Annotated in this window: 19 protein-coding genes and 2 pseudogenes; 10 read left to right on the top strand and 11 right to left on the bottom strand. The window is 53.0% G+C overall.

Annotated elements, in window-relative coordinates:
• Positions 1-36 precede the first annotated feature (36 nt).
• Both ansP and WHR59_RS12360 read right to left on the bottom strand, forming a co-directional pair.
• Positions 37-1,479, bottom strand: coding sequence for an L-asparagine permease (ansP, locus tag WHR59_RS12365; protein WP_047411154.1), 1,443 nt, complete (start codon positions 1,477-1,479; stop codon positions 37-39).
• 280 nt (positions 1,480-1,759) lie between these two features.
• The gene (locus WHR59_RS12360) at positions 1,760-3,301 is read right to left on the bottom strand and encodes a methyl-accepting chemotaxis protein (protein ID WP_213732501.1); all 1,542 of its coding nucleotides are present in this window, start codon (positions 3,299-3,301) and stop codon (positions 1,760-1,762) included.
• Between the two features lie 515 nt (positions 3,302-3,816).
• On the opposite strand from WHR59_RS12360, the gene WHR59_RS12355 reads away from it, so the two are divergent.
• The 7 genes and pseudogenes from WHR59_RS12355 to WHR59_RS12325 all read left to right on the top strand — a co-directional run bounded on the left by WHR59_RS12355 (position 3,817) and on the right by WHR59_RS12325 (position 11,132).
• On the top strand, positions 3,817-4,815 hold the full coding sequence (locus WHR59_RS12355; RefSeq protein WP_080625203.1) for an MsnO8 family LLM class oxidoreductase: 999 nt from the start codon (positions 3,817-3,819) through the stop codon (positions 4,813-4,815).
• The gene (locus WHR59_RS12350; RefSeq protein ID WP_047411164.1) at positions 4,815-5,936 is read left to right on the top strand and encodes an amidohydrolase; all 1,122 of its coding nucleotides are present in this window, start codon (positions 4,815-4,817) and stop codon (positions 5,934-5,936) included. Before WHR59_RS12355 ends, WHR59_RS12350 begins: the two co-directional genes overlap by 1 nt.
• Positions 5,937-5,961: 25 nt before the next feature.
• Positions 5,962-8,220, top strand: a pseudogene (locus tag WHR59_RS12345) (NtaA/DmoA family FMN-dependent monooxygenase).
• Between the two features lie 10 nt (positions 8,221-8,230).
• Entirely contained in the window at positions 8,231-8,740 is a 510-nt protein-coding gene (locus WHR59_RS12340; RefSeq protein ID WP_172863025.1) for a GNAT family N-acetyltransferase, read from the top strand.
• A 9-nt stretch (positions 8,741-8,749) separates the two neighbouring features.
• On the top strand, positions 8,750-9,676 hold the full coding sequence (locus WHR59_RS12335) for an amino acid ABC transporter permease (RefSeq protein ID WP_043016282.1): 927 nt from the start codon (positions 8,750-8,752) through the stop codon (positions 9,674-9,676).
• Positions 9,660-10,433, top strand: a complete 774-nt coding sequence (locus tag WHR59_RS12330; RefSeq protein WP_199994709.1) for an amino acid ABC transporter ATP-binding protein — start codon at positions 9,660-9,662, stop codon at positions 10,431-10,433. Before WHR59_RS12335 ends, WHR59_RS12330 begins: the two co-directional genes overlap by 17 nt.
• 81 nt (positions 10,434-10,514) lie before the next feature.
• On the top strand, positions 10,515-11,132 hold the full coding sequence (locus WHR59_RS12325; protein ID WP_199994708.1) for a glutathione S-transferase family protein: 618 nt from the start codon (positions 10,515-10,517) through the stop codon (positions 11,130-11,132).
• Between the two features lie 70 nt (positions 11,133-11,202).
• Here WHR59_RS12325 and WHR59_RS12320 read toward each other — a convergent pair whose 3' ends face one another.
• Positions 11,203-12,513: an MFS transporter gene (locus tag WHR59_RS12320; RefSeq protein WP_043016285.1), complete on the bottom strand. Its 1,311-nt coding sequence runs from the start codon at positions 12,511-12,513 to the stop codon at positions 11,203-11,205.
• 73 nt (positions 12,514-12,586) lie between these two features.
• Positions 12,587-13,783: an L-talarate/galactarate dehydratase gene (locus tag WHR59_RS12315; RefSeq protein WP_043016286.1), complete on the bottom strand. Its 1,197-nt coding sequence runs from the start codon at positions 13,781-13,783 to the stop codon at positions 12,587-12,589.
• Between the two features lie 271 nt (positions 13,784-14,054).
• Between WHR59_RS12315 and WHR59_RS12310 the strand changes: the two genes are divergently transcribed.
• A complete protein-coding gene (locus tag WHR59_RS12310) occupies positions 14,055-15,107 on the top strand; it encodes a LacI family DNA-binding transcriptional regulator (RefSeq protein WP_370867313.1) in 1,053 nt (350 codons plus the stop codon).
• A 34-nt stretch (positions 15,108-15,141) separates the two neighbouring features.
• Positions 15,142-15,369, top strand: coding sequence for a tautomerase PptA (pptA, locus tag WHR59_RS12305; protein WP_338843070.1), 228 nt, complete (start codon positions 15,142-15,144; stop codon positions 15,367-15,369).
• A 38-nt stretch (positions 15,370-15,407) separates the two neighbouring features.
• On the opposite strand, the gene WHR59_RS12300 is transcribed toward pptA, so the two are convergent.
• Together WHR59_RS12300 and WHR59_RS12295 are read right to left on the bottom strand one after the other, a co-directional pair.
• Positions 15,408-17,384: an alkyl/aryl-sulfatase gene (locus WHR59_RS12300; RefSeq protein ID WP_043016289.1), complete on the bottom strand. Its 1,977-nt coding sequence runs from the start codon at positions 17,382-17,384 to the stop codon at positions 15,408-15,410.
• 214 nt (positions 17,385-17,598) lie between these two features.
• Positions 17,599-18,171, bottom strand: coding sequence for a flavin reductase family protein (locus WHR59_RS12295; RefSeq protein ID WP_338843069.1), 573 nt, complete (start codon positions 18,169-18,171; stop codon positions 17,599-17,601).
• A gap of 157 nt (positions 18,172-18,328) precedes the next feature.
• On the opposite strand from WHR59_RS12295, the gene nhoA reads away from it, so the two are divergent.
• On the top strand, positions 18,329-19,174 hold the full coding sequence (gene nhoA, locus WHR59_RS12290) for an N-hydroxyarylamine O-acetyltransferase (RefSeq protein ID WP_043016291.1): 846 nt from the start codon (positions 18,329-18,331) through the stop codon (positions 19,172-19,174).
• 58 nt (positions 19,175-19,232) lie between these two features.
• Here nhoA and WHR59_RS12285 read toward each other — a convergent pair.
• The 5 genes and pseudogenes from WHR59_RS12285 to WHR59_RS12265 all read right to left on the bottom strand — a co-directional run.
• A pseudogene (locus WHR59_RS12285) lies at positions 19,233-19,406 on the bottom strand (PhzF family phenazine biosynthesis protein); the annotation flags it as partial.
• Positions 19,407-19,445: 39 nt separating this feature from the next.
• Positions 19,446-20,126, bottom strand: a complete 681-nt coding sequence (gene narI, locus WHR59_RS12280; RefSeq protein ID WP_003833047.1) for a respiratory nitrate reductase subunit gamma — start codon at positions 20,124-20,126, stop codon at positions 19,446-19,448.
• Positions 20,123-20,818 (bottom strand): nitrate reductase molybdenum cofactor assembly chaperone, encoded by a 696-nt coding sequence (gene narW / locus WHR59_RS12275; RefSeq protein ID WP_079937278.1) that lies wholly within the window; start codon positions 20,816-20,818, stop codon positions 20,123-20,125. The genes narI and narW overlap by 4 nt, the downstream gene beginning before the upstream one ends.
• A complete protein-coding gene (gene narH, locus WHR59_RS12270) occupies positions 20,818-22,362 on the bottom strand; it encodes a nitrate reductase subunit beta (protein ID WP_008784807.1) in 1,545 nt (514 codons plus the stop codon). Before narH ends, narW begins: the two co-directional genes overlap by 1 nt.
• Positions 22,359-26,099: a nitrate reductase subunit alpha gene (locus WHR59_RS12265; RefSeq protein ID WP_080625200.1), complete on the bottom strand. Its 3,741-nt coding sequence runs from the start codon at positions 26,097-26,099 to the stop codon at positions 22,359-22,361. Before WHR59_RS12265 ends, narH begins: the two co-directional genes overlap by 4 nt.
• Between the last annotated feature and the right edge of the window lie 52 nt (positions 26,100-26,151).

The following is a 26,151-nucleotide window of genomic DNA, read 5'->3' as shown; positions in this document are numbered from 1 at the left end:
AAGGCCTGAAGGGGTAACCTGTCAGGCCTTCTGCCGTTATGGCGCGGTGCGGTGGATTTCTGCAACGCGTTTACGAACGCCGAACCAGCCCGCAACCAGCAGGATAGCAATCAGCGGTAATGAGGCGATGGTATAGGTGCCGTTCGGATAATCAAACGCCATCAGCACCAGAACGCTCAGCAGGAACAGCAGCGTTAACCAGGAGGTAAATGGCGCGCCCGGCAGTTTAAAGCTGACGTCTGCCGTTTTGCCTTCTTTTATGGCCCGGCGCAGACGCATCTGACAGATCATGATAAATCCCCACGACGCAATAATGCCTAATGACGCGAAGTTCAACACGATCTCAAATACCTGCGACGGCACCAGATAGTTCAGGAAAACACCGACGACATACACGACCAGCGTGGCGAGGATCCCAGCCCAGGGCACCTGTTGACGACTCATTTTAGCCATAAATTTCGGCGCCGATCCGCCCATCGACATGGAACGTAAAATACGTCCGGTGCAGTACAACCCTGAATTAAGGCTGGAAAGCGCCGCGGTGAGCACCACAATATTCATGATACTGCCAATGTACGGCACGCCCAGTTTGGAAAAGAAAGTAACAAACGGACTTTGCCCCGCCTGATAGGCGTTCCATGGTAATAACAGAACCAGCAGTACGACAGAACCCACATAGAACAGACCAATACGCCAGATGACGCTATTGATCGCTTTCGGCACCATCGTTTGCGGATCTTTGCACTCACCGGCGGCTGTACCCACCAGTTCAATAGAGGCGAATGCGAAAACCACACCCTGTACCAGAACTAACGCAGGCAGCAGGCCATGCGGGAAGAATCCGCCGTTGTCGGTAATCAGATGAAAACCCGTGGCGTTACCGTCCAGCGGTTTTCCGGTGCCTAAAAAGACGGTACCCACTACAAGGAAAATGACAATTGCCAGCACTTTCACCAACGCAAACCAAAACTCCATCTCTGCGAACCATTTCACGCCGATCATGTTCATGGTGCCGACAATGGCCAGCGCGCCGAGAGCGAACACCCATTGCGGTACATCACCAAAGGCGCCCCAGTAGTGCATATACAACGCCACCGCGGTGATATCGACAATACCGGTCATTGCCCAGTTGATGAAGTACATCCAGCCCGCCACGTAGGCGGCCTTTTCGCCGAGAAACTCGCGGGCGTAGGAGACAAAACTGCCGCTGGAAGGGCGATGTAAAACCAGCTCGCCGAGCGCGCGCAGTATAAAGAACGAAAAAATACCACACACCAGATAGACCAGCGCCAGAGCGGGGCCGGCCATCTGCAAGCGTGCGCCAGCGCCTAAAAACAGCCCAGTACCAATTGCGCCGCCAATGGCGATCATTTGTACCTGTCGATTGCCCATCGCTTTGTGATACCCCTCTTCGTGGGCATTCAACCAGCGTCGTTTCGCCGCATGTTGCTCCGCGGCTTGCGTGTTGTTTGTGTTCATTACGATTCCTGTTGACCTGACAAAAATACAAAATCCTTTTTGCCGCACCAGTTGCGGCGAAAACAGCCTTACCCTTCATGGTGTTACGGAGTAAAACGGCCGGCCGAGCATCCTACATTCAATTGATCGGTTCCGCAAAGCCCCGATAACAAGAATTCAGCATTTTTATGCAGCCACAGCTGGTGCGGTGTGGCCTCGATTCAGCCAATAAAAGAGAAGGGTATTAATACATGGAGAGGCGTGCGCTTATCGAGACATTTACCCGATAAGCGCTACAACGTTATGCTGATACGCCAAAGACCTGAACGGCCTGCTGTAAGCGCGATGAACGCTGGGTCAGATCGGCGGTAGCATCGGTAACGCGCTCCACCATCTCGGCATTATTGTGTGTCATGGCGCCAACGCGTGAAATCGAATCGTTAATCAGATCCAGCGCCTGGGTTTGCTCGCGCGTGGCCAGACTAATGTCTTTGATCATCATCGACATCTGCATTACATCGCCAATCATCCCGGTGAGATGCGTTTCCGTTTGCTCCACCATTTTGACGCCGCTGTTAACGTTAGCGACATTCTTCTCAATAAGCTGTTTAATCTCTTTTGCCGCCGACGCCGAGTGCTGCGCCAGATTGCGAACTTCTGCCGCGACAACGGCGAAGCCGCGCCCTGATTCCCCGGCTCGTGCGGCCTCAACCGCGGCATTGAGCGCCAGAATATTGGTCTGAAAGGCGATGCTGTCGATAACGCCAATGATGTCGACGATCTGTCCATTGTCACGCGATATCGCCTGCATCATGGCGATAGTTTGTTTCATGATATCGCCACCTTCTGCTGCGTTGGCGCTGGTTTTATCGGCCATAGTCATAGTATGTGCCGCGGTTTCAGCGGTTTGCTGTACCGCACTGCCAATTTCTTCGATGGCTGCAGCCGTTTGTTGCAGGTCGGCAGAGGTTTCTTCTGAACGCTTATGCAGCGCTGTACCTTCTTTTGATACCCGCTGACTGATAGCGCGAATACCGGTTATTTGCTTACTGACGTCATCGACCAGAGAATTCAGATTAAGCCCGGATTGATTAACCAGACGCATCAGCATTCCGATCTCATCCACCCGATTTAAATGACAGTTATCAGGTTTTCGCCCCGATACCACTTTCTTCATTTGCGTCAGTAGCGTATTAACTGGCTGACAAATTTGATACTTAAGGTAAATAGCAAGCATTAGAAATAATAACAACAATCCACCCGCCTGAATAAATGGATTGACAGGGGCGAAGATAAATATCAAAGAGAACAGGGAGATTACCCCTAAAGAATAATTGACGCGCTGACTAATACTCAACCATTTAAACATTGATGCCCATGACAATATGCCGCGACGAATCATAATGCCCTTAAAAAGTTGAAATCCTTTAAGCTGCTGATTATTAATTTTTTGATATAAGCTTTCGCTTTGAGTTATTTCATCGCGCGAAGGAACGGTACGCACCGAGATGTAGCCAGTGAGCTTTTCATTGTGCCAGACCGGCGTAACGTTGGCGCGAACCCAGTAATGGTCGCCATTCTGCCGGCGATTTTTCACCATCCCTGTCCAGCTGTCTCCCTGCTGTAGCGTGTACCACATATCGGCGAAAGCAGCCGGAGGCATGTCGGGATGGCGAATAATATTATGCGGTTCGCCCATTAACTGATGTTCGTCAAATCCACTGGCATCAATAAAAGCAGAGTTGGCGTAGGTAATATGACTTTCTTTATCCGTCGTTGAAAGCAGCGTCGCTTTGCCGTTAAGTGTGTGCTCAATTTGTGTAACGGGCATGTTACTTTTCATAGAGGCCCCATGATGGTATGTATAATCCATACAAAAATCCCCGCAATAAAATCGGGGGATATTAAAAAGCTGTTTTAAACCGTTTTAATAAGAAACGCTGCATTCTCTACTAATCATCATTGCTGTGGAAGTATTTAAATTTAAAAAAACCAGGTGAACTATTCATTCAGCGTCATAAAAGTGAAACATTTAATACAACCGCATAACGTTGCAAGTCGTTTAACCTGACTTAACGTAAATCGCGCTAAAAAACGTTTTCGTAAAAAGAAAACTGGTATGAAATTATTTTGATGCTATTTCTGTGAAACCAGTAACCCTATTATATTTTGTAGGCCATAAAGTCCGGATGTGTTCCGCTGAGTGTTCCGACCAGTAAAACAAGCCCCTGGTATTATCCCTGATGGCAACAGGGTTGGTTATCTACTTTTTAGCTGAACAAATGTGAATTAAATGTTTCTGTATGGTTATTCAATAAATTAATAATAAAGACATGTTAACAAGCATAGGCCCGTAACATGTCATATCGCCTGAGTATTCTGGATAAAAGCCCCATCGGGGAAGGTGAAACCGCCGCGATGGCGCTTGCCCGGACGTTACGTCTGGCGCAACAGGCAGAAGAGTGGGGATACCATCGTTTCTGGATCGCGGAACACCATAATACGCCACAGCTGGCCAGTCCATCGCCGGAGTTGGTGATCGCCTGGATCCTCGGGCAAACCCAGCGTATCCGCGTAGGTTCCGGCGGCGTGATGTTGCAACATTACAGCCCGTACAAAGTGGCGGAAAACTTCAATCTTCTGGCATCACTGGCCCCTGGACGTGTCGATCTCGGCGTAGGGAAAGCCCCTGGCGGTTTACCGCTGTCGACCCAGGCGTTACAGCAGGGACTACATCAGGATGAAAAAGGCAGTTTTGCTGACCAGCTTTCCCAGCTTAACGACTGGCTGGTGCTGAGTGGAACGGAAAGTGGGGTAACGGTATTCCCAACGCCAATTCCACCGTTACCGCCGGAAGGATTTGTGCTGGGAGCCAGTGTGCAAAGCGCTCAATTAGCAGCGCAATCCGACTGGAATTTTATCTTCGCTGCGCACCTTAACGGTGACAGAGCGTTATTGCATGACGTTTTGTCTTTCTGGCAGGCCCACAGCACACGCCCGACGATAGTCGCCGTCCAGGTGATTGTGGCGGACAGTCACGACACCGCTGCGCAACTGGCGGAAAACGTACAAATCTGGGGCGTAGAGCTGGAAGATGGTCAACGTGTCACAGTAGCCAGCGAAGAACAGGCGCTGGCATTTGCCGCACAGGCTGGCAGTCCCCCACGCAAAATAGCGCGTCGTGAGCTGGCGTTGTTACACGGCACCGCTCAGGAAGTGATGGCAAAGTTGAATGCTCTGCATACGCAATTTGGTATTGACGAGTTCATTATCGACACGCCAGTGGCGGAAGGGCACGCGCGTCTGACATCGCTGCGTTTGTTGGCGCAAGCCCATAACGCCGTGGAGGTGCTCTGATGACCTTCGGCTCAACGCTTATCGACTGGCGTCGTGAATTACATCAGCATCCGGAGCTTTCCCTGCAGGAGGAAGCAACCACGGCGCGCATTCACGCCTGGTTGCGCGCAGCGGACGTCGACATTTTGCCGTTTGAGTTGAAAACCGGTCTGGTCGCGGAAATCGGCCAGGGAGAAGATATCATCGCGCTGCGCGCGGATATCGATGCGCTACCAATTGAAGAAAGTGCCGATGTTCCGTTTCGCTCCCTCACGCCGGGTGTGATGCATGCCTGCGGGCACGATGTTCACACCAGCGTCATGCTTGGCGCTGCGCTGCTGCTTAAACAGCAGGAAACATACCTACCGGGGCGAGTACGTATTTTATTTCAGCCAGCTGAAGAGAGTTTCGGTGGCGCAAAAACGCTGATCCGCGCTGGTGCGCTACAAAACGTAGCGGCTATTTTTGGTATGCACAATGAGCCGGGTTTACCGGTGGGCGAATTTGCCACACGCGGCGGCGCATTTTATGCCAATGTCGACCGCTTCGTACTGCGCATTAATGGCAAGGGCGCACATGCGGCGCGTCCGCATGAAGGCAAAGATGCCATCCTGCTCGCCAGTCAACTGGTAACGGTGTTGCAAAGCGTTGCCAGTCGCGACGTTAACACGCTGGATTCAGTCGTACTAAGCGTAACCCGTATTCAGGGAGGAAATACATGGAACGTATTACCAGAGTCCGTTGAGCTGGAAGGGACGCTCAGAACGCACAGAACCCAGGTACAGCAGCAGGTTAAGGCCCGGGTTAATGACATCGCTGCCGGATTTGCTCACGCCTTTGGCGCACAAATCGACGTAATCTGGCATGCGGGACCGACCGCGTTGGTTAATGATGATCGTTGGGCCGGTATTGCCACCGCGGTGGCGAAACAGTCAGGTTATACCACCCACCATGCCGATCTGCATATGGGCGGGGAGGATTTTGCCGTCTACCTGCAAAATACGCCTGGCGCATTCGTCAGTATTGGCAGCGCCAGTGAATACGGATTACATCACCCGGGATTCAAACCGGACGAGCGTTTAATTGAACCTGCCGCGCATTATTTTGCGCAGTTAGCAAAAACGGCATTCGCACATCTTTAAGTTTATCTGTTGGGTAGGGGGTATTATGGCTGAAAATCGGCAACTACGGCTCGGCACTATTCTGCATGGCGCATCGGGAAATATGTCCGCATGGCGTCATCCAGCGGCTCAGGCCGATGCCAGTATTAATTTTGATTTTGTCAAAGAGACAGCGCTTATTGCGGAAAAAGGGAAGCTGGATTTTATTTTTGTCGCCGATGGTCTGTATATTAATGAAAAATCAATCCCGCACTTTTTAAATCGTTTTGAGCCGTTAACGGTATTATCCGCTTTGGCCAGCATCACTCAGAATCTGGGGCTGGTTGGCACGGTGTCCACCTCATACAGCGAGCCGTTTACGACTGCACGGCAGTTCGCCAGTCTGGACCACCTCAGTCAGGGGCGCGCAGGATGGAACGTGGTTACGTCGCCTCTGGAAGGATCGGCAAAAAACTATTCCCGTGCTCAGCATCCAGAGCATGCTCAGCGTTATCGTATTGCCGATGAATATTTACAGGTAGTGAAAGGATTGTGGGATTCCTGGGAAGACGATGCTTTTACCCGTAATAAAACAAGCGGGGAATTTTTTAATCCGCAAAAACTGCACACGCTTAACCATCATGGAGATTATTTCCAGGTCGCCGGGCCATTAAATATTGGGCGTACGCCACAAGGCCGTCCGATTATATTTCAGGCGGGCGCTTCAGCAGATGGCAAGAAATTAGCGACGGAACATGCTGATGCTATTTTTACCCATCAGGAGTCGCTGGTAGAAGCGAAAGCGTTCTATCAGGATGTAAAAAGCCAGCTGGAAAACGCCGGACGACATCCCGATCAACTGCATATATTCCAGGGCGTTAGCGTTATTGTTGGCGACAACGCGGAAGACGTTGAGCTGCAGTATCAGACTACCGCTGCGCTGGTCTCTATTACCGACGCGCTGAACTACCTTGGTCGCTACTTTGAACATCATGATTTTGCCCAATATCCGCTGGATGCACCGTTCCCGGATCTGGGCTCTCTCGGGCAAAACAGCTTTCGCAGTACGACTGATGAGATCAAACGCACTGCGCGTGAGCGTGGCTTAACTCTCCGCCAGGTTGCACTGGAGGCGGCCAGCCCACGTCCGCGCTTCAGTGGCACGCCGCAACAGGTTGCCGACGGTCTGCAGCAGTGGTTCGACGAAAAAGCCGCTGACGGTTTTATCATCCAGGGCGGAACGCCGGATACCTTCCCGCGGTTTGTCGAACAGGTTGTCCCCGTGCTTCAGGCGCGCGGCCTGTTCCGCCATGAATATCCCGGTACGACCCTGCGCGCAAGCCTGGGATTAGCGACACCTGCAAATCAATTCACACAATAAGAGAAAAACGCTATGCAGAAAAAATCACTATTCCTCGCGCTGTCACTGGCTTTCAGTGCTACCGTCTGGGCAAATGAGGTGACGATTAATGGCACGGGCGTAAGCCTGGAAGCGAATAAAGCGCCGATTAATACGGTAAAAAATCCGCAGGCGATTGCACAGTTGCCAGCAAACCTGCACCTGGCCGTACCGGGCAAATTCACCGTGGCGATTGCCGGGCTCAGCCAGCCGCCGCTGACCGTCTTTGCCGATGACAATAAAACGCTGATCGGCAGCGAGGCGGACATCGCACGTCTGGTGGCTGACAGTCTGGGGCTGGAGCTCAACGTTGTACCCACGTCATGGGAAGACTGGCCGCTGGGCGTCACTTCCGGCAAATACGATGCCGCGATCAGCAATATTACCGTCACCAAAGCGCGCAAAGAGAAATTCGATTTCGCGACGTACCGGAAAGACTCTCTTGGCTTTTATGTCAAAACCGGCAGCAAGCTGAAGAAAATCGATCAGGCGGAAGATATCGCCGGTCTGCGCATCATCGTCGGTTCGGGGACGAACCAGGAAGCCATCCTGCTCGCCTGGAACGATGAGAACGTGAAGAAAGGGTTGCAGCCGTTTACGCCGGTGTATACCAAAGACGATGCCGCGCAAACCCTGGCACTGCAGTCGGGCCGTGCCGATGCCTACTTCGGGCCTAACGTTATTGGCGCGTGGAAAGCCGCGCTCAACGGTAAAACACAATTAGTGGGCAGCGTTGATGGCGGTTGGCCAAAAGCAGCGCATATTGCCGTGACGCTGAAAAAGGACAGCGGTCTGGTTTTGCCAGTACAAACTGCCCTCAACGGAGTCATTGGCAACGGCGACTATGACAAGGTGCTGAATCGCTGGGGTGAAGGGGTGGAACGTATTCCGCAATCTGAAATAAACCCGGCCGGTTTAGGCGACTAAGGAGGTCATCGTGAGCGATAAATTTCGCGTGGTCTCACCTGAAGCCAGCGAACTGCAGCCCATTTTGAACGGTCTGTTCGGTGAATATGCCGCCCGCTATGGCGATTATTTTTCTCGCGACGCTGAAGTAGAACTGACGGAATGGTATCTGGCGCCTCAGGGACTTTTCGTGGTACTGGAGCGCCACGGTGAGATTATCGCCACCGGAGCTTACAAACCTTACGACAAGGACACCGCTGAGATTAAGCGCATCTGGACGAAAAGCAGCCTGCGTCAGCAGGGGTTGGCGGCGCGTGTGGTGCAGGAGCTGGAACGCCGGGCGCTGCTCGCGGGCTACAGCCGGATTTATCTGACCACGGGATTTCGCCAGCCGGAAGCCGTCCGGCTTTACTTAAGTCAGGGCTACGATCCGCAATTTGATACGACGCGCGATCCCGAAGAGCACAGCCTGCCGCCGTTTGATGGCCGGTTGCGCTTTACCAAACTGTTAACTATCGCCGGTCAGGCCAGAATCGCCTGAGGAGAGAAGATGAAAACGACGGATAGCATTAAAGTCGTACCGGCGCGTTATCCCATGCGCACCGTTGGCGCGGTCATTGCTTTGTTTGTACTGGCGGTGATTATCCAGTCTGTGGCGTTTAATCCGCGCTGGGAATGGGGCGTGTTTGCCCGCTGGTTCTTTGATCCGGTTATCTTGTCCGGCCTCGGGCAAACGCTGTTACTGACGCTTATCGGGACGCTGTTGAGTATTCTTATCGGCGGTCTGTTGGCGCTGGCACGGCTTTCATCTTCCTGGCTATTGAACTTTCTGGCATGGGGATACATCTGGCTGTTTCGTTCGTTACCGCTGATTGTGGTGCTGATCGTTTTATACAACTTCTCCTATCTGTACGACACGCTGGCGATTGGTATTCCGTTTACGCCCATTCAGTGGGGAAGTTTTGAGACCATCAATGTGCTCGGCCAGTTTTCCACTGCGGTGATTGGCCTGACACTGGTGCAAAGCGCCTATACCGCTGAAATTATTCGGGGTGGATTTTTAGGGGTTGATCACGGCCAGTATGAGGCGGCGGCAGCGCTGGGTTTACCGGCATGGCGACGTACGCTGCGGATTATTCTGCCGCAGGCGCTGCGCACCATTTTGCCTGCTGGCTTCAATGAAATCATCAGTCTGGCGAAAGGGACAGCGATGGTATACGTGCTGGCAATGCCGGAGCTGTTCTATACCATCCAGATGATCTACAACCGCACGCAGGAAGTGATCCCGCTGCTGATGGTGGGCGCGGTATGGTATCTGGTGATCACCAGCGTTTTGTCGCTAATTCAGCACCTGGTCGAACGCGCGCTGGCGCGCAGCGAACGACGTTCAGCCATCAATACTGCCCGGGTGAGTCGTGCAGAAAAACGCAGTCGTCAACATCCACAGCAGGAGGCCGTCCATGTCCCACTCGCCTGAAGGCCATATTTCCATTACCGGCGTCAGCAAATACTTTGGCCGCCACAAAGCATTGGATAATGTGTCGCTGGAGATCCCTCCTGGTACGGTAACGGTCATTCTCGGGCCGTCCGGGTCAGGGAAATCCACACTCCTGCGGACCATCAACCATCTGGAACGCGTCGATGAGGGATTTATTCAAATCGATGGTGATTACATTGGCTATCGTCGGCAGGGAGACACGCTGTATGAGCTGAAAGAGGCGGAAATTTTGCGCCAGCGCGTTAACGTCGGCTATGTGTTCCAGAATTTTAATCTTTTCCCGCACTTAACCGTGCTGGAGAATTTGATTGAAGCGCCCATTGCGCACGGTCTGGCATCGCGAAAAGCCGCCACCGAGCGAGCATTAACTCTGCTTGATGCGGTAGGGCTGCGGAATAAAGCCGATGCCTGGTCGCGACATCTGTCCGGCGGTCAGCAGCAGCGGATCGCTATTGCCCGTGCGCTGGCGCTAAATCCGCGCGTTATACTGTTTGATGAACCGACATCTGCGCTGGATCCTGAACTGGTCGGTGAAGTGCTGGATGTCATTAAAGCACTGGCACAGTCGGGAACCACGTTGGTTGTGGTGACGCACGAGATTGGCTTCGCCCGGGAAGTCGCGGATCAGGTGGTGTTTATGGTCGATGGCAAAATCGTCGAGCAGGGCAGCAGCGAGCAGGTGTTGAATCATCCGCGCCACACACGTACCCAGCAGTTCTTGTCGAAAGTGCTGTGAGTTTCAGGGAAAGATGGGCATGTCTGCATAGGATGTCGAATGCTGCTCTACACTTAGGGTTTTAACTTTGTGGGGTGCAGCATGATTAAGGTCTATGGGGTACCGGGCTGGGGATCGGCCATCAGTGAAGTGATGCTCACACTGGCGGATATCCCTTACCGCTTTATTGATGTGGACGGTTTTGACAGCGATGGTCCTTCGCGGGAGTTGCTTAAAACAATGAATCCGCTATGCCAGGTGCCCACACTAATACTGGAAAATGGCAGCGTGATGACGGAAACGGCGGCGATCGCGCTGATGATCCTCGATCGTTGTCCAGCACTTTCACCACCCGTTGGTCACCCTGAGCGCCATCAGTTTCAGCGTCTGCTGATATGGCTGGTGGCAAATGTCTATCCCACGTTTACCTATGCCGATTACCCACAACGCTGGGCACCGGACGCCCCGGCGCAGTTGAAAAAGAACTGTATTGAGTACCGTAAATCGCTTTATATATGGCTGAACGACCAGCTAAGCGCCGAGCCGTACGCGTTCGGGGAGCAGTTAACGCTGCTGGACGTTTATATTGCCGTTATGCGCACCTGGGGACCGGGTCATGACTGGTTTCAGGACAACACGCCGAATATTAGCGCTATCGCCGATGCGGTTTGTCAGCACCCACGGCTGCGTACTGTACTGAAAAACAATAAGATTATTTAAATAAAAAAAACGCTGTTCCGCAGGAGTGCAATTCCCGGAACAGCGGGCGGACTATCGCCATAAGTTTAAATTACGCAACAGAAGGGGTGAGCGTAATACGATCCAACGGACCCACGATAAACAGATAGGAAACCAGGCCGATCAGCCCCATCGAGCCGACATACAGGATGGCGTAATCAAAGGACTGGGTATTCGCCAGAATGACGCCGATCACCAGTGGTGTGATGATACTGGCCATATTGCCGCACATATTGAATACGCCTCCTGCAATGCCAAGCACTTCTTTTGGTGAGGTATCGCTGAGAACGCACCATCCCAGATTGCCAAAGCCTTTGGCGAAGAACGCCAGACTCATCGCGGCGATAACCACAAATTCTGACGATGTGTAATTCGCGATAACGATGACGCAGGAAAGCAACATCCCACAGATAACCGGCAGCTTACGGGCAATTGTCAGGCTGTAGCCGCGTTTTAAAAGCCAGTCGGAGAAAACGCCGCCCAACAATCCACCGATAAAACCGGCAATGGCAGGGATACTGGCGACAAATCCCACTTTAAGGATCGACATGCCTTTAGCCTGATACAGATAGGTAGGAAACCAGGTCAGGAAAAACCAGGTGATTGACGTCACGCAGAACTGTCCAATATAAACGCCAATCATCATGCGGTTGACGCAGACGCTTTTAATTTGCGCAAAGGTAATTTTCTGTGGCTCTTTTTTATTACCCAGCGATGGTTCGCCACCGCCTTCCCTGATATAGTCAATTTCCTGCTGGTTTACCTTCGGGTGATGCATAGGGTCTCTGACCTTCACCAGCCAGAAAATGCCAAGAATAACGCCAATCGCCCCAATGTAATAAAAAACAAAGTGCCAACTTAGATTATGCAAAATAATCGTCATTAACGGCGTAATAATCCCTAACGAGATATATTGTGCGGCCTGATAGACAGAGGTAACAAAGCCCCGTTCGTTATTAGGAAACCACTGCACGCTTAATCGGCTGTTGGCCGGAAAGGCTGGAGCTTCAATCGCCCCCATCAGTAGTCGTAAGATAATCAATACGACAAGTGGGCTGGCGTACAGATAAATGGTGCCCTGAAACATCGTTACCAGCGACCAGCCAATCAATGCGCAGCCGTATACCAGACGAGAACCATAGCGATCCAGGAGCCAGCCGCCGGGCAGTTGCATAATGACATAAGAAATACCGAAGGCAGAAAAGGCCAGCCCCATTGCTTCAGGATCAAAACCTAATTCTTTGCTCATAATCGGAGCCACGACGGATAATGTCGCGCGATCGGCGTAATTAAATACGGTAGCAAGAAACAGAAATATCAGAATGCCGTAACGCACTTTTGTACGCTTTATTATTGTGTTCATCACCCACTCCTTTCATAAGGTTGAGAGCGTTTCTGTAGGGAAGAGGGCGGGTATTACTTACCCGCCAAATAAATTAAGGACGTTTACCAAACTCGCAGGTCAATTGTGTCCAGCGGCGCGTCTGCTCGCTGATGCTAAACCCCAGGCCGTGACGGTCGGAAACCCACATCCGGCCATCACGCAACTCAAGCTGTTCATTAAATAACGGGTTCAGCCATTCAAAATGTTCCAACCATGGCTCAAGGGGATACGCTGCGGACAGATGCAGGTGAACTTCCATGGCGAAGTGCGGAGCCAGTTTGCGTCCGTGTTTTGCCGCCAGGTCCATAATTTTCAGAAACGGTGAAATTCCCCCCACACGCGGAGCATCGGGCTGCACATAATCGCTGGCATTTCCGAGGATCAACTGTTCATGTTCGCGGAAGCTGGTCAACATTTCACCGGTGGCAATCGGGGTATCAAGCGCGGCGGCCAGTTGGGCGTGACCTTCAACGTCGTAGGCGTCCAGAGGCTCTTCAATCCAGATCAGATTGAACTGCTCCATTTTACGTCCCATACGGATGGCGGTTTCCCGGTCCCACTGCTGATTGGCATCGACCATCAGTGGGAAGTCATCACCCAGCGCTTCACGCACCGCGGTTAAGCGACGAATATCCTCAGCGCAGTTTGGTTGACCAACCTTGAGCTTGATACCGCCAATGCCGTTTTCACGGGAAATAACCACGTTTTTAAGCACCTGATCCAGCGGGGTATGCAGGAATCCACCGGAGGTGTTGTAGCACTGCACGGAGTCCCGATGCGAACCCAGCAGTTTTGCCAGCGGCAACCCTGCACGCTTGGCCTTCATATCCCACAAGGCGATATCGATAGGGGAGATTGCCTGAACCGCCATGCCGCTACGTCCCACGGAGGCGCCAGCCCACAGCAGCTTGGTGTAGATCTTGTCGATATCGTTTGGGTCTTCGCCTAACAGGTTATCGGCAATTTCTTTGGCATGCGCATAGATCCCCTGACCGCCAGCCCGCTTTGAGTAACTGAATCCAACGCCTTCAAACCCGTCACGGCTGCGGATCTCGGCGATGATAATGGCGACTTCGGTTAGAGGTTTCTGACGACCGGTCAGCACTTTGGCATCGCTTACTGGTGTTGCCAGGGGAAGGAAAGCGAGGGATAGCTTAACCCATTCGATCCGATCGCCGGTTTCTGCCGCGGTTTTTGCATTGGCCGATTTGGCATAGGTCACGGCATCAGAATTGGCACTTAAAGACATAATGTTCTCTCCTGGTGATAACAAATGATTGCGCTATCATTTTTAATGTTAGCGCAATCACTGTGCCAGTGAATTGACTGCGATTTGAACAATCGCTCACAAATACTGAGAGAAAAGGGTGGTAAATTATAAACGACGTCACATTCCAATACTTTATGGAGAAATGCACAAATCGTTGTGATTGCGCTATCATTTTGAGCGGCGATAATTAACTAAGCTGCTGTTTTCCCTGCATTATCACCGAGCGACGCTGGCAATAGCCCAAATCATGATGAATAATGCCAGGATACATCGGCGATTTTTGACAAGGGCATCGACAGTGAAAAACTCCAGACCTCCGCGCGCCCCCACGCTGGAAGATGTTGCCCGTACCGCGGGATTGTCACCCATGACGGTGAGCAGGGCGTTGAATACCCCGCAACTGGTGCGCCCGAAAACGGTGGAAAAAGTAATGCAAGCGGTACGCACCACCGGCTATATTCCCAACGCGCTGGCCGGCGGACTGGCGTCACGACGCAGTAAGCTTATCGCCGTGGTGGTCCCGCAAATTAACAACAATATGTTTGTCGATACCATCCAGTCATTGAGCGATGAACTGGCTGAACGCGGATACCACATCTTACTCTGCGTGTCGGGTTATACGCCGCAAACAGAGGCTGAGCTGGTGGCGACACTGCTTTCTCGCCGCCCGGATGGCGTACTGCTCACAGGCATTCATCATACCGCCGAACTGAAAAAGGTGATTCTTAATGCAGCCATTCCGGTCGTGGAGATCTGGGATTTAACGCCAACACCTATTGATATGCTGGTCGGATTTTCGCATGAAAAAGTCGGGATGGCGGTGGCAGATTATTTGCTGGAAAAAGGCTATCGCCGTCCTGGCTTGCTATGGACAGCCGATCGTCGGGCAGGCCAGCGTAAACAAGGACTGTGCGATGCGCTGAGTCGTCATGGTATTGCCGCTGAGGCTCAGGTGGATGTCCCGCTACCGGCCTCTCTGGCATTGGGGCGCAGCGGATTAGCTCAACTATTGGCTGAAGGCGCTTTTGATGTCATTGTCTGTAGCTCAGATACGCTAGCCCAGGGGGCGATCATGGAAGCCGAAAGTCGTGGTCTACGCGTGCCGCAGGAGTTAGCGGTTATCGGTTTTGGCGATCTCGATTTTGCTGCCAGTAACCGACCAGCCATCACCACCGTCAGCGTCGACCGACGGGCCATTGGACAACGTGCCGCCTCTCTGCTTGCCGATCGTATCGAACAAATTCCGCGTGAAGACGATATTATTGATGTCGGATTTCACCTGGTTGAACGAGAGTCCGCATAAGTTACCTGCATCCCAAAACATTAAGGAATCTGCTATGCCGCACGTTGATATTAAATGTTTTCCCCGCTCCCTTACCGACGAACAAAAAAATGCGCTGGCGGGGGATATTACCGAGGTCATTATTCGTCATTTGCAAAGCAAAGACAGTTCCGTGAGCGTGGCGCTCAATGAAATTGAGCCCGAGGCGTGGCAGGGCGTGTGGGATGCGGAAATAGCGCCGCAGATGGCAAAGTTGATTAAAAAACCCGGCTACAGTATGTAAGAAAAAACGGGCGGATAATCCGCCCATTTTCGTTGTGCTTACGGCGTAACGATGTTGAACCAGAATTCGAACTTATCCATATAGCCGAGCATGGCATCAAGCTTGGTGCCGTCACCGGTTATCTTCACGTCACCGCTGTCTTGCGCCTGTTTTAGCGTCACTTCCTTGAGGATGATTTTGTTCAGCGTGTCGCGATTCAGCGTGACGGTGGCGTCGGCGTCTTTTGCTTCGGCATTGGCGGTATGGTTCAGTACGCCATTCTCCAGCTCAAGTTTATATTTACCACCGTCGCTGCCAAGGTCGATGTTAAACACCGACTTCGCATCGCCCGCTTTTTGTCCGTTGATATGCACCGCCAGATAATCGAAGAACATTTCCGGCGTCATGGCGCGAACGGTATCCGGGCTGGCGGTATTCGGGGTTGGGCCTTTGACTACGCCGTTACGCAGCTCTTGCGCCCCGGTAAGATAGAAGTTACGCCACGGGCCGGATTCAGCCTGATACCCCAATTGCTCCAGCGCATCCGCTTCCAGATTACGCGCGGCCTGGTTATTCGGATCGGCAAACACCACTTTGCTCACCACCTGAGCTACCCAACGGTAGTTACCCTGGTCATAGTCGGCTTTTGCTTTCTGCAAAATAGCGTCAGCGCCGCCCATATAGTCGACAAATTTCTTCGCAGATTCTTCCGGCGGCAGTTCATCCAGCGTTGCCGGGTTGCCGTCAAACCATCCAAGATAGAGCACATAGGTTGCTTTTACATCATGGCTCACGGAGCCATAGTAACCGCGGTTAGCCCAGGTGTGGGCCAGTGAGTCCGGCAGCTTAAAGTTTGCGGCGATCTCATCGCGGGTCAGACCTTCGTTAGCCATGCGCAACGTCTGGTCGTTGATGTAACGGTACAAATCGCGCTGGCTTTTCAGCAGGCTTACAACCTTGTCATTACCCCAGGTAGGCCAGTGGTGCTGCGCCATCATCACTTCTGCTTTATCACCCCAGCGGACAATCGCTTCGTTGATGTATTTGGACCACGGCAGCGGTTCACGGATTTTGGCTCCGCGCAGAGAGTAGGTATTGTGCAGGGTGTGGGTGACATCTTCAGCAGATTCAATCAGTTTCTTCTCTTCGATGTACCACAGCATCTCCGAAGGCGCTTCAGAACCCGGAGCCAGCATGAAATCATAGGTCAGGCCGTCAATGACCTCTTTTTGTCCATCTTTCTCAATGATATTCGTTGGCGCAATCAGGGTAACGGTTCCCGCAGAAGTTGTGGTTCCCAGTCCCGCGCCGACCTGACCTTTGGCATCAGGTTTTAGCAGGTTGCCGTACATGTAGCTCGCGCGGCGGCTCATGACGTTACCTGCCATGATATTCTCAGCGACCGCAGCTTCCATAAATCCGGCAGGCGCATAAATTTTCACTTTGCCCGCTTTAACGTCGGCTTCATCAACAACGCCGCGTACGCCGCCGTAATGGTCAACGTGGCTGTGGGTATAAATCACCGCGACAACCGGTTTTTGACCGCGGTTTTTAAAGTAAAGATCCATCCCGACCTTAGCCGTTTCTGCAGAAACCAGCGGGTCAACGACGGTAACGCCTTCTTTACCTTCAATAATGGTCATGTTCGACAGATCGAGGTTACGAATCTGGTAAACGCCATCCGTTACTTCAAATAGCCCGCTGATGTTGATCAACTGGGACTGGCGCCACAGGCTCGGATTTACCGTATCCGGCGCTTTATCGCCTTCTTTGATGAACGCGTATTGCTGCGGATTCCAGATAACATTTCCCTCTTCACCTTTGATCACTTCCTGCGGGAGTGGAGCGATAAAGCCTTTGTGGGCGTCGGTAAAGTCGGTGTTATCGGAGAATGGCAGTTGGTTGTATAGCGCGTTGTTGGCTTGTTGCGTGGAGGCGGTGGCGTCTTTGGGAGCTTCAGCGGCCATAACGGGAACAGATAACGATGTGAGTAACCCAGCCAGTATAAAACTCTGTGCGATTCTATTAAGTTGCATCGTAAAACCTCTCTGACACTTCATAAGTACAGTTGGGGGATGCTGCTTTCACGGATAATGTTTTGATTAGATATTTGCGTTAGTGCAAGATTAACTATAATTCACGCGAATGATTCAGCAAGGAAGGAGGGAGAATTTATCTGATTGGTTTTTCAGCAGTTTTAAGAAAACAGTTGCGGATGACAGCGGAGAACTGCCATCCGTTGGCAGAGTATCATTCACCAGCGATAAAACGCTTCCCGCTGGAGACAAACGTTCCGGCTCCAAGGTGATGCAACGTATTGAGCTTGCCATCATCAAACTGCCAGCGTCCTTCGACAAAGGCTCTCTCATCAGCGGCAGCCGAGACGACTTCCCCAAACAGCGTGTCATATTTTTCTAGTGCCGCAGTGGCCGGCAACAGGCGACACTCCATCCAGGCCAGGCATTTCGCTTCTATCAGCGGTAAACCCAGGACCGGTCCTTGCACTACGGGAATGCCGTAGCAGTTGAATTTATCTTCCGCTCGACCAGAAACGCTGCCTACGGCCCAGGTCCAGTTGACGGCGGCAACGCCCGGAATAACGATGCCGAATTTACCGCTACGTTCGATTAGTTCACGCGACCAGGCGGTCTTATCAACAACAATTGCTACCCGCGGTGGTTCAAACTCCACGGGCATTGACCATGCCGCTGCCATCACATTGCGCCGCTCGGTATGCTCATCCCGGCTGGTTATCAATATCGTAGGACCGTGATTGAGTAGCCGACTGGCGTGTTTTAATTCGAACGGACGAAAATGGCTCATGGATGCTCCTTGGCTGAGAGATAACACACCACAATAAACATAGATATTAACGGTATTAGCGATTTTGTCGCCTCGCCAGGAGGAACAACGCACAAAATCGACGGCGTAAATTTAAAAATGCGTTATAAGTACTGCATTAACCGAACAGGAACTCCGTATGACGCCTTTTTTAACCGCTTATTTTGCCCGTATTGGTTGGTCAGATTTGGCCAGGGTCGACATTGAAACCTTACGAGCGCTGCATTTATTGCACAACGCCGCCATACCTTTTGAAAACCTGGATGTATTGCTGCCCCGTGAAATGCAGCTTGACGATTTGTCGCTGGAAGAGAAGCTGGTAACGGCGCGTCGCGGCGGTTATTGCTTTGAACAGAACGGAGTGTTTGAACGAGCGCTACGTGAGATCGGTTTTAACGTACGCAGTCTGCTCGGGCGTGTGGTACTGGCAAATCCGTCAAGCCTGCCGCCGCGCACGCATCGTTTGCTGCTGGTCGAGTTACAAGGAGAACAGTGGATTGCCGACGTTGGCTTCGGCGGGCAAACGCTGACGGCGCCGATTCGTCTGCAGGCTAACATTGAGCAGAAGACGCCACACGGCGAGTATCGGCTGATTCAGGAGGGTGAAGACTGGATCCTGCAGTTCCGTCATCATGAACACTGGCAATCGATGTACCATTTCGACCTGGTGGTACAGCACCAGAGCGATTATCTGATGGGCAACTTTTGGTCTGCTCACTGGCCACAATCGCATTTTCGCCATCATCTGCTGATGTGTCGTCATCTGCCTGACGGCGGGAAATTAACATTAACCAATTTTCATTTTACCCATTATCAGGATGGACACGCGGTGGAGCAGATTAATCTGCCGGACGTCGCCAGCCTGTATGCTTTGTTGCAAGAACGTTTTGGACTAGGCGTGGATGATGTGAAGCATGGGTTTACACTCGGTGAGCTGGCGACGGTCATGGCGGCGTTTGATACGCATCCGGAGGCGGGAAAATAGGGGCATCGTAAGTCATGCCGGATGCGGCGTCATCGCCTTATCCGGCTTACGGAAATGATTAAAAATCTATTGCCCATTCTGCGTGAAACAAGATCACCGCCGAACCGGTAATGGTGACTTTTTCCGGCAGGTTTTCACGGATAGTCACCGTTACATCAACAATCCCGTCACGCCCGAGCGCGCGGCCCTGATGTCCCTGAACACGTAACGTTTTCCCATCATGCGCCATCCAGGCCCGGTAAGCGCAAGCGCTACCGGGCAGCAGAGGAAATTAGCGGCGGGAACGCACTATTTGGTAGCGACGGGTAAAGTACTCAAACGGCGCACTCCAGACGTGGACCAGGCGAGTGAACGGGAACAGCAGGAAGATTGTCATCCCAAGAACCAGATGCACACGGAAAATCAACGCCACGCCATCCAGATGCGCAGACGCGCCGCCCTGGAAGGTCACCACCGACTGCGCCCAACCGACCAGTTTCAGCATTTCACTGCCGTCTGGATGTTGCGCAGAGAACGGGATGGTGGTTAAGCCGAGGATACACTGAATCAACAGAACGCAGAGGATCAGAATATCGGCGGTAGAAGATGTCGCACGAATACGCGGGTTGGTCAGACGGCGCACCAGCAAACCTGCGCCACCAACCAGCGTTAGCACGCCGCATAGCCCACCGGCAATCATTGCCATCTGTTGCTTAACCGCAATCGGCAGGAACCAGGCATACATCCAGTGCGGCGTTAACATGCCGAACAGGTGTCCGAAAAAGATCCCCAGAATGCCGATGTGGAACAGGTTGGACCATAATACCATACCGCGTTTGTCCAGCATCTGGCTGGAAGAGGCGCGCCAGGTGTATTGCCCGTAGTCATAGCGTAGCCAACTGCCGAGGATAAACACCGTCCCACACAGATACGGGTAGATATCGTAAAAAAAGACGTTCAGGTACTGTATCATTTCGGGCCTCCCGCGCTGACGTCGACATACTGCGGCGCCACGTCCTGGCTAAAGCGTCGTTGATAGTTTTGTAACGGTGAACTGTCGCAGGCGGTGGCGTTATCTTCGATAAACTTCACCTGTTCCTCTTCCCAGACTGCATCCAGCGCCTGACGGGTATCATCGCGGGTTTCCGCGCCAACCTGTTTGGTGACACTGTCACTTGAAAGAGGGCTTCCGGCAAGCAGCAGCAGGGCGTCGAACAGTTGATACCACGGTGTATCGCGCTGTTTTAAGCGCCCACCCAGTAACGCCAGAATCGGTGCGACGTTCTGCAGTCCTTCTTTGGCCTGGGCTTCCGGCAGCACGCTCAGATACTCCAGATACAACGGCAAATGATCCGGCAGTTCGCGGCAGTCAAGCTGTAGCCCGACCTTTTCGTACTGTGCCAGCAGATCAACCATCGCCTGGCCCCGATCACGGGACTCGGCGTGGACGTGTTCAAACAACAGCAGAGAGGTGGCCCGGCCCCGGTCGAATATTTCGCACCATTCTGCTTGTTTATCCAGCAGTGGGGCATTGAGCAGCCCCTGGCTAAATTCGGTAAGCATAGGGGCATCGCTGGCCACAAGCGCCAGCGCGTCGTCTTTACACTCCCACAGCAGCTCGTCGGGATATTCCATCAGCAGGCCGATAACCTTCAGGATTTGCATTATTCCCCCTCCGCTTTATCGCGCACTTCGGTGATGTCGATGGCATCAATACGACTGCTGTTAAACAGGTTGAATTTGGTATCTGAACCATGGCAGCCGTCACCAAAGGTAAACCCGCAACCATTTTTCTCCGGGAAGGCGTCACGCGCCATTTCACGGTGACTGGTTGGGATCACGAAGCGGTCTTCATAGTTGGCGATGGCCAGATAGCGGTACATCTCCTCAACCTGCTCAACGGTCAGACCCACTTCCTCAATCGCGCGGGTGTCCGTCACGCCTTCGACGGTTTGCGCGCGCATATAGTGGCGCATGGCCATCATCCGTTTGAGCGCGCGTAGCACCGGACCGGTATCGCCTGCGCTTAGCATGTTGGCGAGGTACTGAACCGGAATTCGCAGTGATTCAACCGCAGGAAGAATGTTGCCATTGTGCGGCAGTCCGCCTGCGTCAGCGACCGACTGAATCGGTGACAACGGCGGAACATACCAGACCATCGGCAGGGTGCGATATTCCGGGTGCAGCGGCAGCGCCAGCTTCCAGTCCATCGCCATTTTGTAAACTGGCGAACGTTGGGCCGCTTCGATGACGTTGTGCGGAATACCTTGTTTTAACGCTTCTTCAATGACCGCCGGGTCGTGCGGATTAAGGAACACATCGCACTGACGCTCATAGAGATCGGTCTCATGCTCGGTGCTGGCCGCTTCTTCAATACGGTCGGCGTCGTACAGCAATACGCCGAGATAACGAATACGTCCAACGCAGGTTTCCGAACATACCGTCGGCTGGCCAGACTCAATACGCGGGTAGCAGAAAATGCACTTCTCAGACTTACCGCTCTTCCAGTTAAAGTAGATTTTTTTGTACGGACAACCGCTGATGCACAAGCGCCAGCCGCGACATTTGTCCTGATCGATCAGCACGATGCCATCTTCTTCACGCTTATAGATAGCACCACTCGGGCAAGTGGCGACGCAACTTGGGTTCAGGCAATGTTCGCACAGGCGCGGTAAATACATCATGAAGGTGTTTTCGAACTGGCCGTACATCTCCTTTTGCATTTTCTCAAAGTTACGGTCGCGGGCGCGTTTTGAGAACTCGCCGCCCAGCAGCTCTTCCCAGTTGGGACCCCAGATTATCTTGTCCATCCGTTTACCATCGATCAGCGAACGTGGGCGTGCGGTGGGCTGATTCTTGCTTTCCGGCGCGCTATGCAGATGCTGATAATCGTAGGTAAACGGTTCATAGTAGTCGTCAATTTGCGGGATCACCGGGTTGGCGAAAATTTTGGTGATTACGCCCATCTTGCCGCCCAGACGCGGTCTTATTTTGCCGTTAACATCGCGAACCCAGCCGCCTTGCCACTCTTCCTGATCTTCCCAGTTCTTCGGATAACCTATACCCGGTTTGGTCTCGACGTTGTTAAACCACGCGTATTCCATCCCTTCACGTCCGGTCCAGACGTTTTTGCAGGTAACGGAGCAGGTGTGGCAGCCGATGCACTTATCCAGATTAAGAACCATGCCTACCTGTGAGCGTATTTTCATTTTTTCGCCTCCTGTACCTGATCGCGACCTTCATCATCCAGCCAGTTAATATTTTTCATTTTTCTAATCATGATGAACTCATCGCGGTTAGAGCCGACCGTGCCGTAATAGTTGAAGCTGTATGCCAGTTGCGCATAGCCGCCAATCATATGCGTGGGTTTCGGGCAGACGCGGGTGACCGAGTTATGGATCCCGCCACGCATTCCGGTGACTTCCGAGCCGGGGATATTCATGATTCGCTCCTGAGCGTGATACATCATGGTCATTCCCGGCGGCACGCGTTGACTCACCACTGCACGCGCGGTAAGCGCGCCGTTGGCGTTGAAGGCTTCAATCCAGTCGTTATCCTCAATGCCCAACTCTTTGGCATCGGTCTCGCTGATCCAGACAATGGGTCCGCCACGTGACAGCGTCAGCATCAGCAGGTTTTCGCTGTAGGTAGAGTGGATCCCCCATTTTTGGTGTGGGGTCAGGAAGTTGAGCGCTTTTTCCGGGAAGCCGTTAGGCGGAACTTCGCGCATTTCGCTGACGCTGCGGGTATCAATAGGCGGGCGATACGCCACCAGACTTTCACCGAACGCACGCATCCACGCGTGATCCTGATACAGCTGCTGGCGACCGGACAGCGTACGCCAGGGGATCAGCTCATGGACGTTGGTATAGCCAGCGTTATAAGAGACATGTTCACTTTCCAGCCCGGACCAGGTAGGGCTGGAGATGATTTTGCGCGGTTGGGCCTGAATATCGCGAAAACGGATCTTCTCGTCTTCTTTGTTCAACGCCAGATGCGTATGGTCGCGTCCGGTCATCGCCCCCAGCGCTTCCCAGGCTTTCACCGCCACCTGACCGTTCGTTTCCGGCGCCAGGGCAAGGATCACCTCAGAGGCATCCAGCGCGGTGTCAATCAGCGGACGTCCTTTCGCCGGACCTTCGCGCTTGGTGTAGTTAAGCTTGCCGAGGAAATCGACTTCCGCCTGGGTATTCCACGCTATGCCTTTCCCACCGTTGCCGAGCTTGTCCATGAGTGGACCAAGTGAAGTAAAGCGTTCGTAGGTGGCAGGGTAGTCGCGTTCCACAACGGCGATATTGGGCGCCGTTTTCCCCGGAAGAAGATCGCATTCGCCTTTGCGCCAGTCCAGAATGTCAAACGGCTGCGCCAGCTCTGCCGGGGAGTCGTGTTGCAGCGGTTGCAATACCACATCCGTTTCTTGTCCAAGATGTCCGACGCAAACTTCAGAGAATACTTTGGCGATGCCTTTATAAATTTCCCAGTCGCTCTTCGATTCCCAGGCGGGATCGACCGCCGCCGACAGCGGATGAATAAACGGATGCATATCCGAGGTGTTCATATCGTCTTTTTCATACCAGGTAGCGGTTGGCAAAACGATATCGGAGAACAGGCAGGTGCTCGACATACGGAAATCGAGCGTGACCAGCAGATCAAGTTTGCCCTCTATCGCCGCCGACTGCCATTCAACCTCTTCAGGTTTGATACCCTCGCTTGAGCCAAGCGCTTCCCCCTGGATCCCGCTTTCGGTACCCAGTAAATACTTGAGCATGTATTCATGCCCTTTACCGGAGGAGCCGAGCAGGTTAGAGCGCCAGACGAAGAGGTTGCGCGGATGGTTGCTACCGCTATCCGGCTGCTCGCAGGCAAAACGAATATCCCCCGATTTCAGCGCCTGGGCGGTGTATTGCGCAGGAGACAGCCCCGCCTGTTCGGCTTTTGCTTTAACGGTCAGTGGGTTGAGGTTAAGCTGCGGCGCGGACGGCAGCCAGCCCATCCTTTCTGCACGCACGTTAAAGTCAATCAAATGTCCGGTAAACTTAGACGCATCGGCCAGCGGAGAGAGGAGTTCTTGCGCGGTGAGTTTTTCATAACGCCACTGGCTGGAGTGGTTGTAGAAAAACGAAGTGCTGTTCATCTGACGGGGTGGTCGGTTCCAGTCCAGCGCAAAGGCCAGCGGTAACCAACCGGTTTGCGGTCGCAGTTTCTCCTGACCCACATAGTGCGCCCAGCCGCCGCCACTTTGCCCCACGCATCCACAGAACACGAGGATGTTAATCATGCCACGGTAGTTCATATCCATGTGATACCAGTGGTTGACGCCAGCCCCGAGAATGATCATCGAACGGCCATGCGTTTTATGCGCCGTATCGGCAAACTCGCGGGCGATTTGTTCGATATGACGGCGTGGCACGCCGGTAATTTGCTCGCCCCAGGCAGGGGTATAGGCTTTCACTTCGCTGTAATCTTGCGCGCTATGAACGTCATCCAGACCACGGTCGAGGCCGTAATTCGCCAATACCAGATCATAGACGCTCACCACCGGGCAACGGCTGCCATCGGCGAGGGTAAGATGTTTTACCGGCAGTTGACGGATCAGCACCGGTTCTTGTTTTACGCTGCGAAAATGCGGGTTTTCATTTCCGCCAAAATAGGGGAATGCTACGCCGGTCACTTCATCATGCTGACCGAGCAGCGAGAGAGTAAGCTCAGTTTCCGCGCCAGCCGCCAGGGGTTCCAGGTTCCATTTGCCTTGCTCACCCCAGCGAAAACCGATAGATCCGTTCGGGACAACCAGTTCGCCAGCACTGTTAAAGGCTACCGTTTTCCACTCCGGATTGTTGCTTTCACCCAGACCATCGACAAGGTCTGAGGCGCGCATCATGCGTCCAGGCACATAGCTGCCATCTTCCCGGGCATCCAGTAAAACCAGCATCGGCATATCGGTATAGCGACGACAGTAATTGAGGAAATAATCGCTGGGATTGTCGAGGTGGAACTCTTTCAGGATGACGTGGCCCATTGCCATCGCCAGCGCACTGTCGGTGCCTTGCTTAGGTGCCAGCCACTGGTCGCACAGTTTAGCGACTTCCGAGTAATCCGGCGTAATGGCAATCGTCTTGGTGCCTTTGTAGCGTACTTCGGTGAAAAAGTGCGCATCCGGGGTACGGGTTTGCGGCACGTTAGAGCCCCAGGCGATGATATAACTGGAGTTATACCAGTCGGCGGATTCTGGCACATCGGTTTGCTCACCCCAGGTCATTGGTGAGGCGGGCGGTAAGTCGCAGTACCAGTCATAGAAACTCAGGCAGGTTCCGCCCAGTAGCGAGAGATAGCGCGTACCTGCAGCATAGGAGACCATTGACATCGCAGGGATCGGGGAAAATCCAGCCACGCGGTCCGGGCCATAGGTTTTCACTGTCCAGACGTTAGCGGCGGCAATCAACTGATTAAGCTCTTTCCAGTTGGAGCGGATAAAACCTCCGCGCCCGCGTACCTGCTTGTAGCTCTGGCATTTTTGCGGGTCGTTCATAATGGATTCCCAGGCCAGCACCGGATCGGGCTGGCGGGACAGGGCATCGCGCCACAGTTCTATCAGACGTTTACGCACCAGCGGATACTTCAGGCGGTTGGCGCTGTAAAGATACCAGGAATAGCTGGCGCCGCGCGGGCAGCCGCGGGGTTCATGATTTGGCAAGTCAGGGCGGGTTCGTGGGTAGTCGGTTTGCTGCGTTTCCCAGGTTACCAGTCCATTTTTGACGTAGATTTTCCAGCTGCATGAGCCGGTACAGTTAACACCGTGGGTAGAACGCACAATTTTGTCGAACTGCCAGCGCTGACGATAACTGTCTTCCCAGTCCCGGTTGGTGTGCATCACTTGCCCGTGCCCCTCGGCAAACGTATCGCCCTTTTGTTTAAAGTAGCGAAAGCGGTCTAACAGTTTACTCATGACATAACTCCTGCTTCGATAATATTGCCGACGGTGAATCGAACTCCCGGCC

The sequence above is a fragment of the Citrobacter europaeus genome, from assembly GCF_037482245.1.
Lineage (GTDB): Bacteria > Pseudomonadota > Gammaproteobacteria > Enterobacterales > Enterobacteriaceae > Citrobacter > Citrobacter europaeus.
Note: the sequence above shows the minus strand (reverse complement) of the source record. Positions and strands in the feature narration are given on the sequence as shown.

Excerpts from the sequence above, each read along its gene's own strand:
- narH (WP_008784807.1), bottom strand. The coding sequence starts at position 22,362 with ATGAAAATACGCTCACAGGTAGGCATGGTTCTTAATCTGGATAAGTGC.
- WHR59_RS12320 (WP_043016285.1), bottom strand. The coding sequence starts at position 12,513 with ATGAACACAATAATAAAGCGTACAAAAGTGCGTTACGGCATTCTGATA.
- WHR59_RS12330 (WP_199994709.1), top strand. The coding sequence starts at position 9,660 with ATGTCCCACTCGCCTGAAGGCCATATTTCCATTACCGGCGTCAGCAAA.
- WHR59_RS12295 (WP_338843069.1), bottom strand. The coding sequence starts at position 18,171 with ATGAGCCATTTTCGTCCGTTCGAATTAAAACACGCCAGTCGGCTACTC.
- WHR59_RS12355 (WP_080625203.1), top strand. The coding sequence starts at position 3,817 with ATGTCATATCGCCTGAGTATTCTGGATAAAAGCCCCATCGGGGAAGGT.
- WHR59_RS12325 (WP_199994708.1), top strand. The coding sequence starts at position 10,515 with ATGATTAAGGTCTATGGGGTACCGGGCTGGGGATCGGCCATCAGTGAA.
- narI (WP_003833047.1), bottom strand. The coding sequence starts at position 20,126 with ATGATACAGTACCTGAACGTCTTTTTTTACGATATCTACCCGTATCTG.
- WHR59_RS12360 (WP_213732501.1), bottom strand. The coding sequence starts at position 3,301 with ATGAAAAGTAACATGCCCGTTACACAAATTGAGCACACACTTAACGGC.
- WHR59_RS12315 (WP_043016286.1), bottom strand. The coding sequence starts at position 13,783 with ATGTCTTTAAGTGCCAATTCTGATGCCGTGACCTATGCCAAATCGGCC.
- nhoA (WP_043016291.1), top strand. The coding sequence starts at position 18,329 with ATGACGCCTTTTTTAACCGCTTATTTTGCCCGTATTGGTTGGTCAGAT.
- narW (WP_079937278.1), bottom strand. The coding sequence starts at position 20,818 with ATGCAAATCCTGAAGGTTATCGGCCTGCTGATGGAATATCCCGACGAG.
- pptA (WP_338843070.1), top strand. The coding sequence starts at position 15,142 with ATGCCGCACGTTGATATTAAATGTTTTCCCCGCTCCCTTACCGACGAA.
- WHR59_RS12335 (WP_043016282.1), top strand. The coding sequence starts at position 8,750 with ATGAAAACGACGGATAGCATTAAAGTCGTACCGGCGCGTTATCCCATG.
- WHR59_RS12265 (WP_080625200.1), bottom strand. The coding sequence starts at position 26,099 with ATGAGTAAACTGTTAGACCGCTTTCGCTACTTTAAACAAAAGGGCGAT.
- ansP (WP_047411154.1), bottom strand. The coding sequence starts at position 1,479 with ATGAACACAAACAACACGCAAGCCGCGGAGCAACATGCGGCGAAACGA.
- WHR59_RS12310 (WP_370867313.1), top strand. The coding sequence starts at position 14,055 with ATGAATAATGCCAGGATACATCGGCGATTTTTGACAAGGGCATCGACA.
- WHR59_RS12300 (WP_043016289.1), bottom strand. The coding sequence starts at position 17,384 with ATGCAACTTAATAGAATCGCACAGAGTTTTATACTGGCTGGGTTACTC.
- WHR59_RS12350 (WP_047411164.1), top strand. The coding sequence starts at position 4,815 with ATGACCTTCGGCTCAACGCTTATCGACTGGCGTCGTGAATTACATCAG.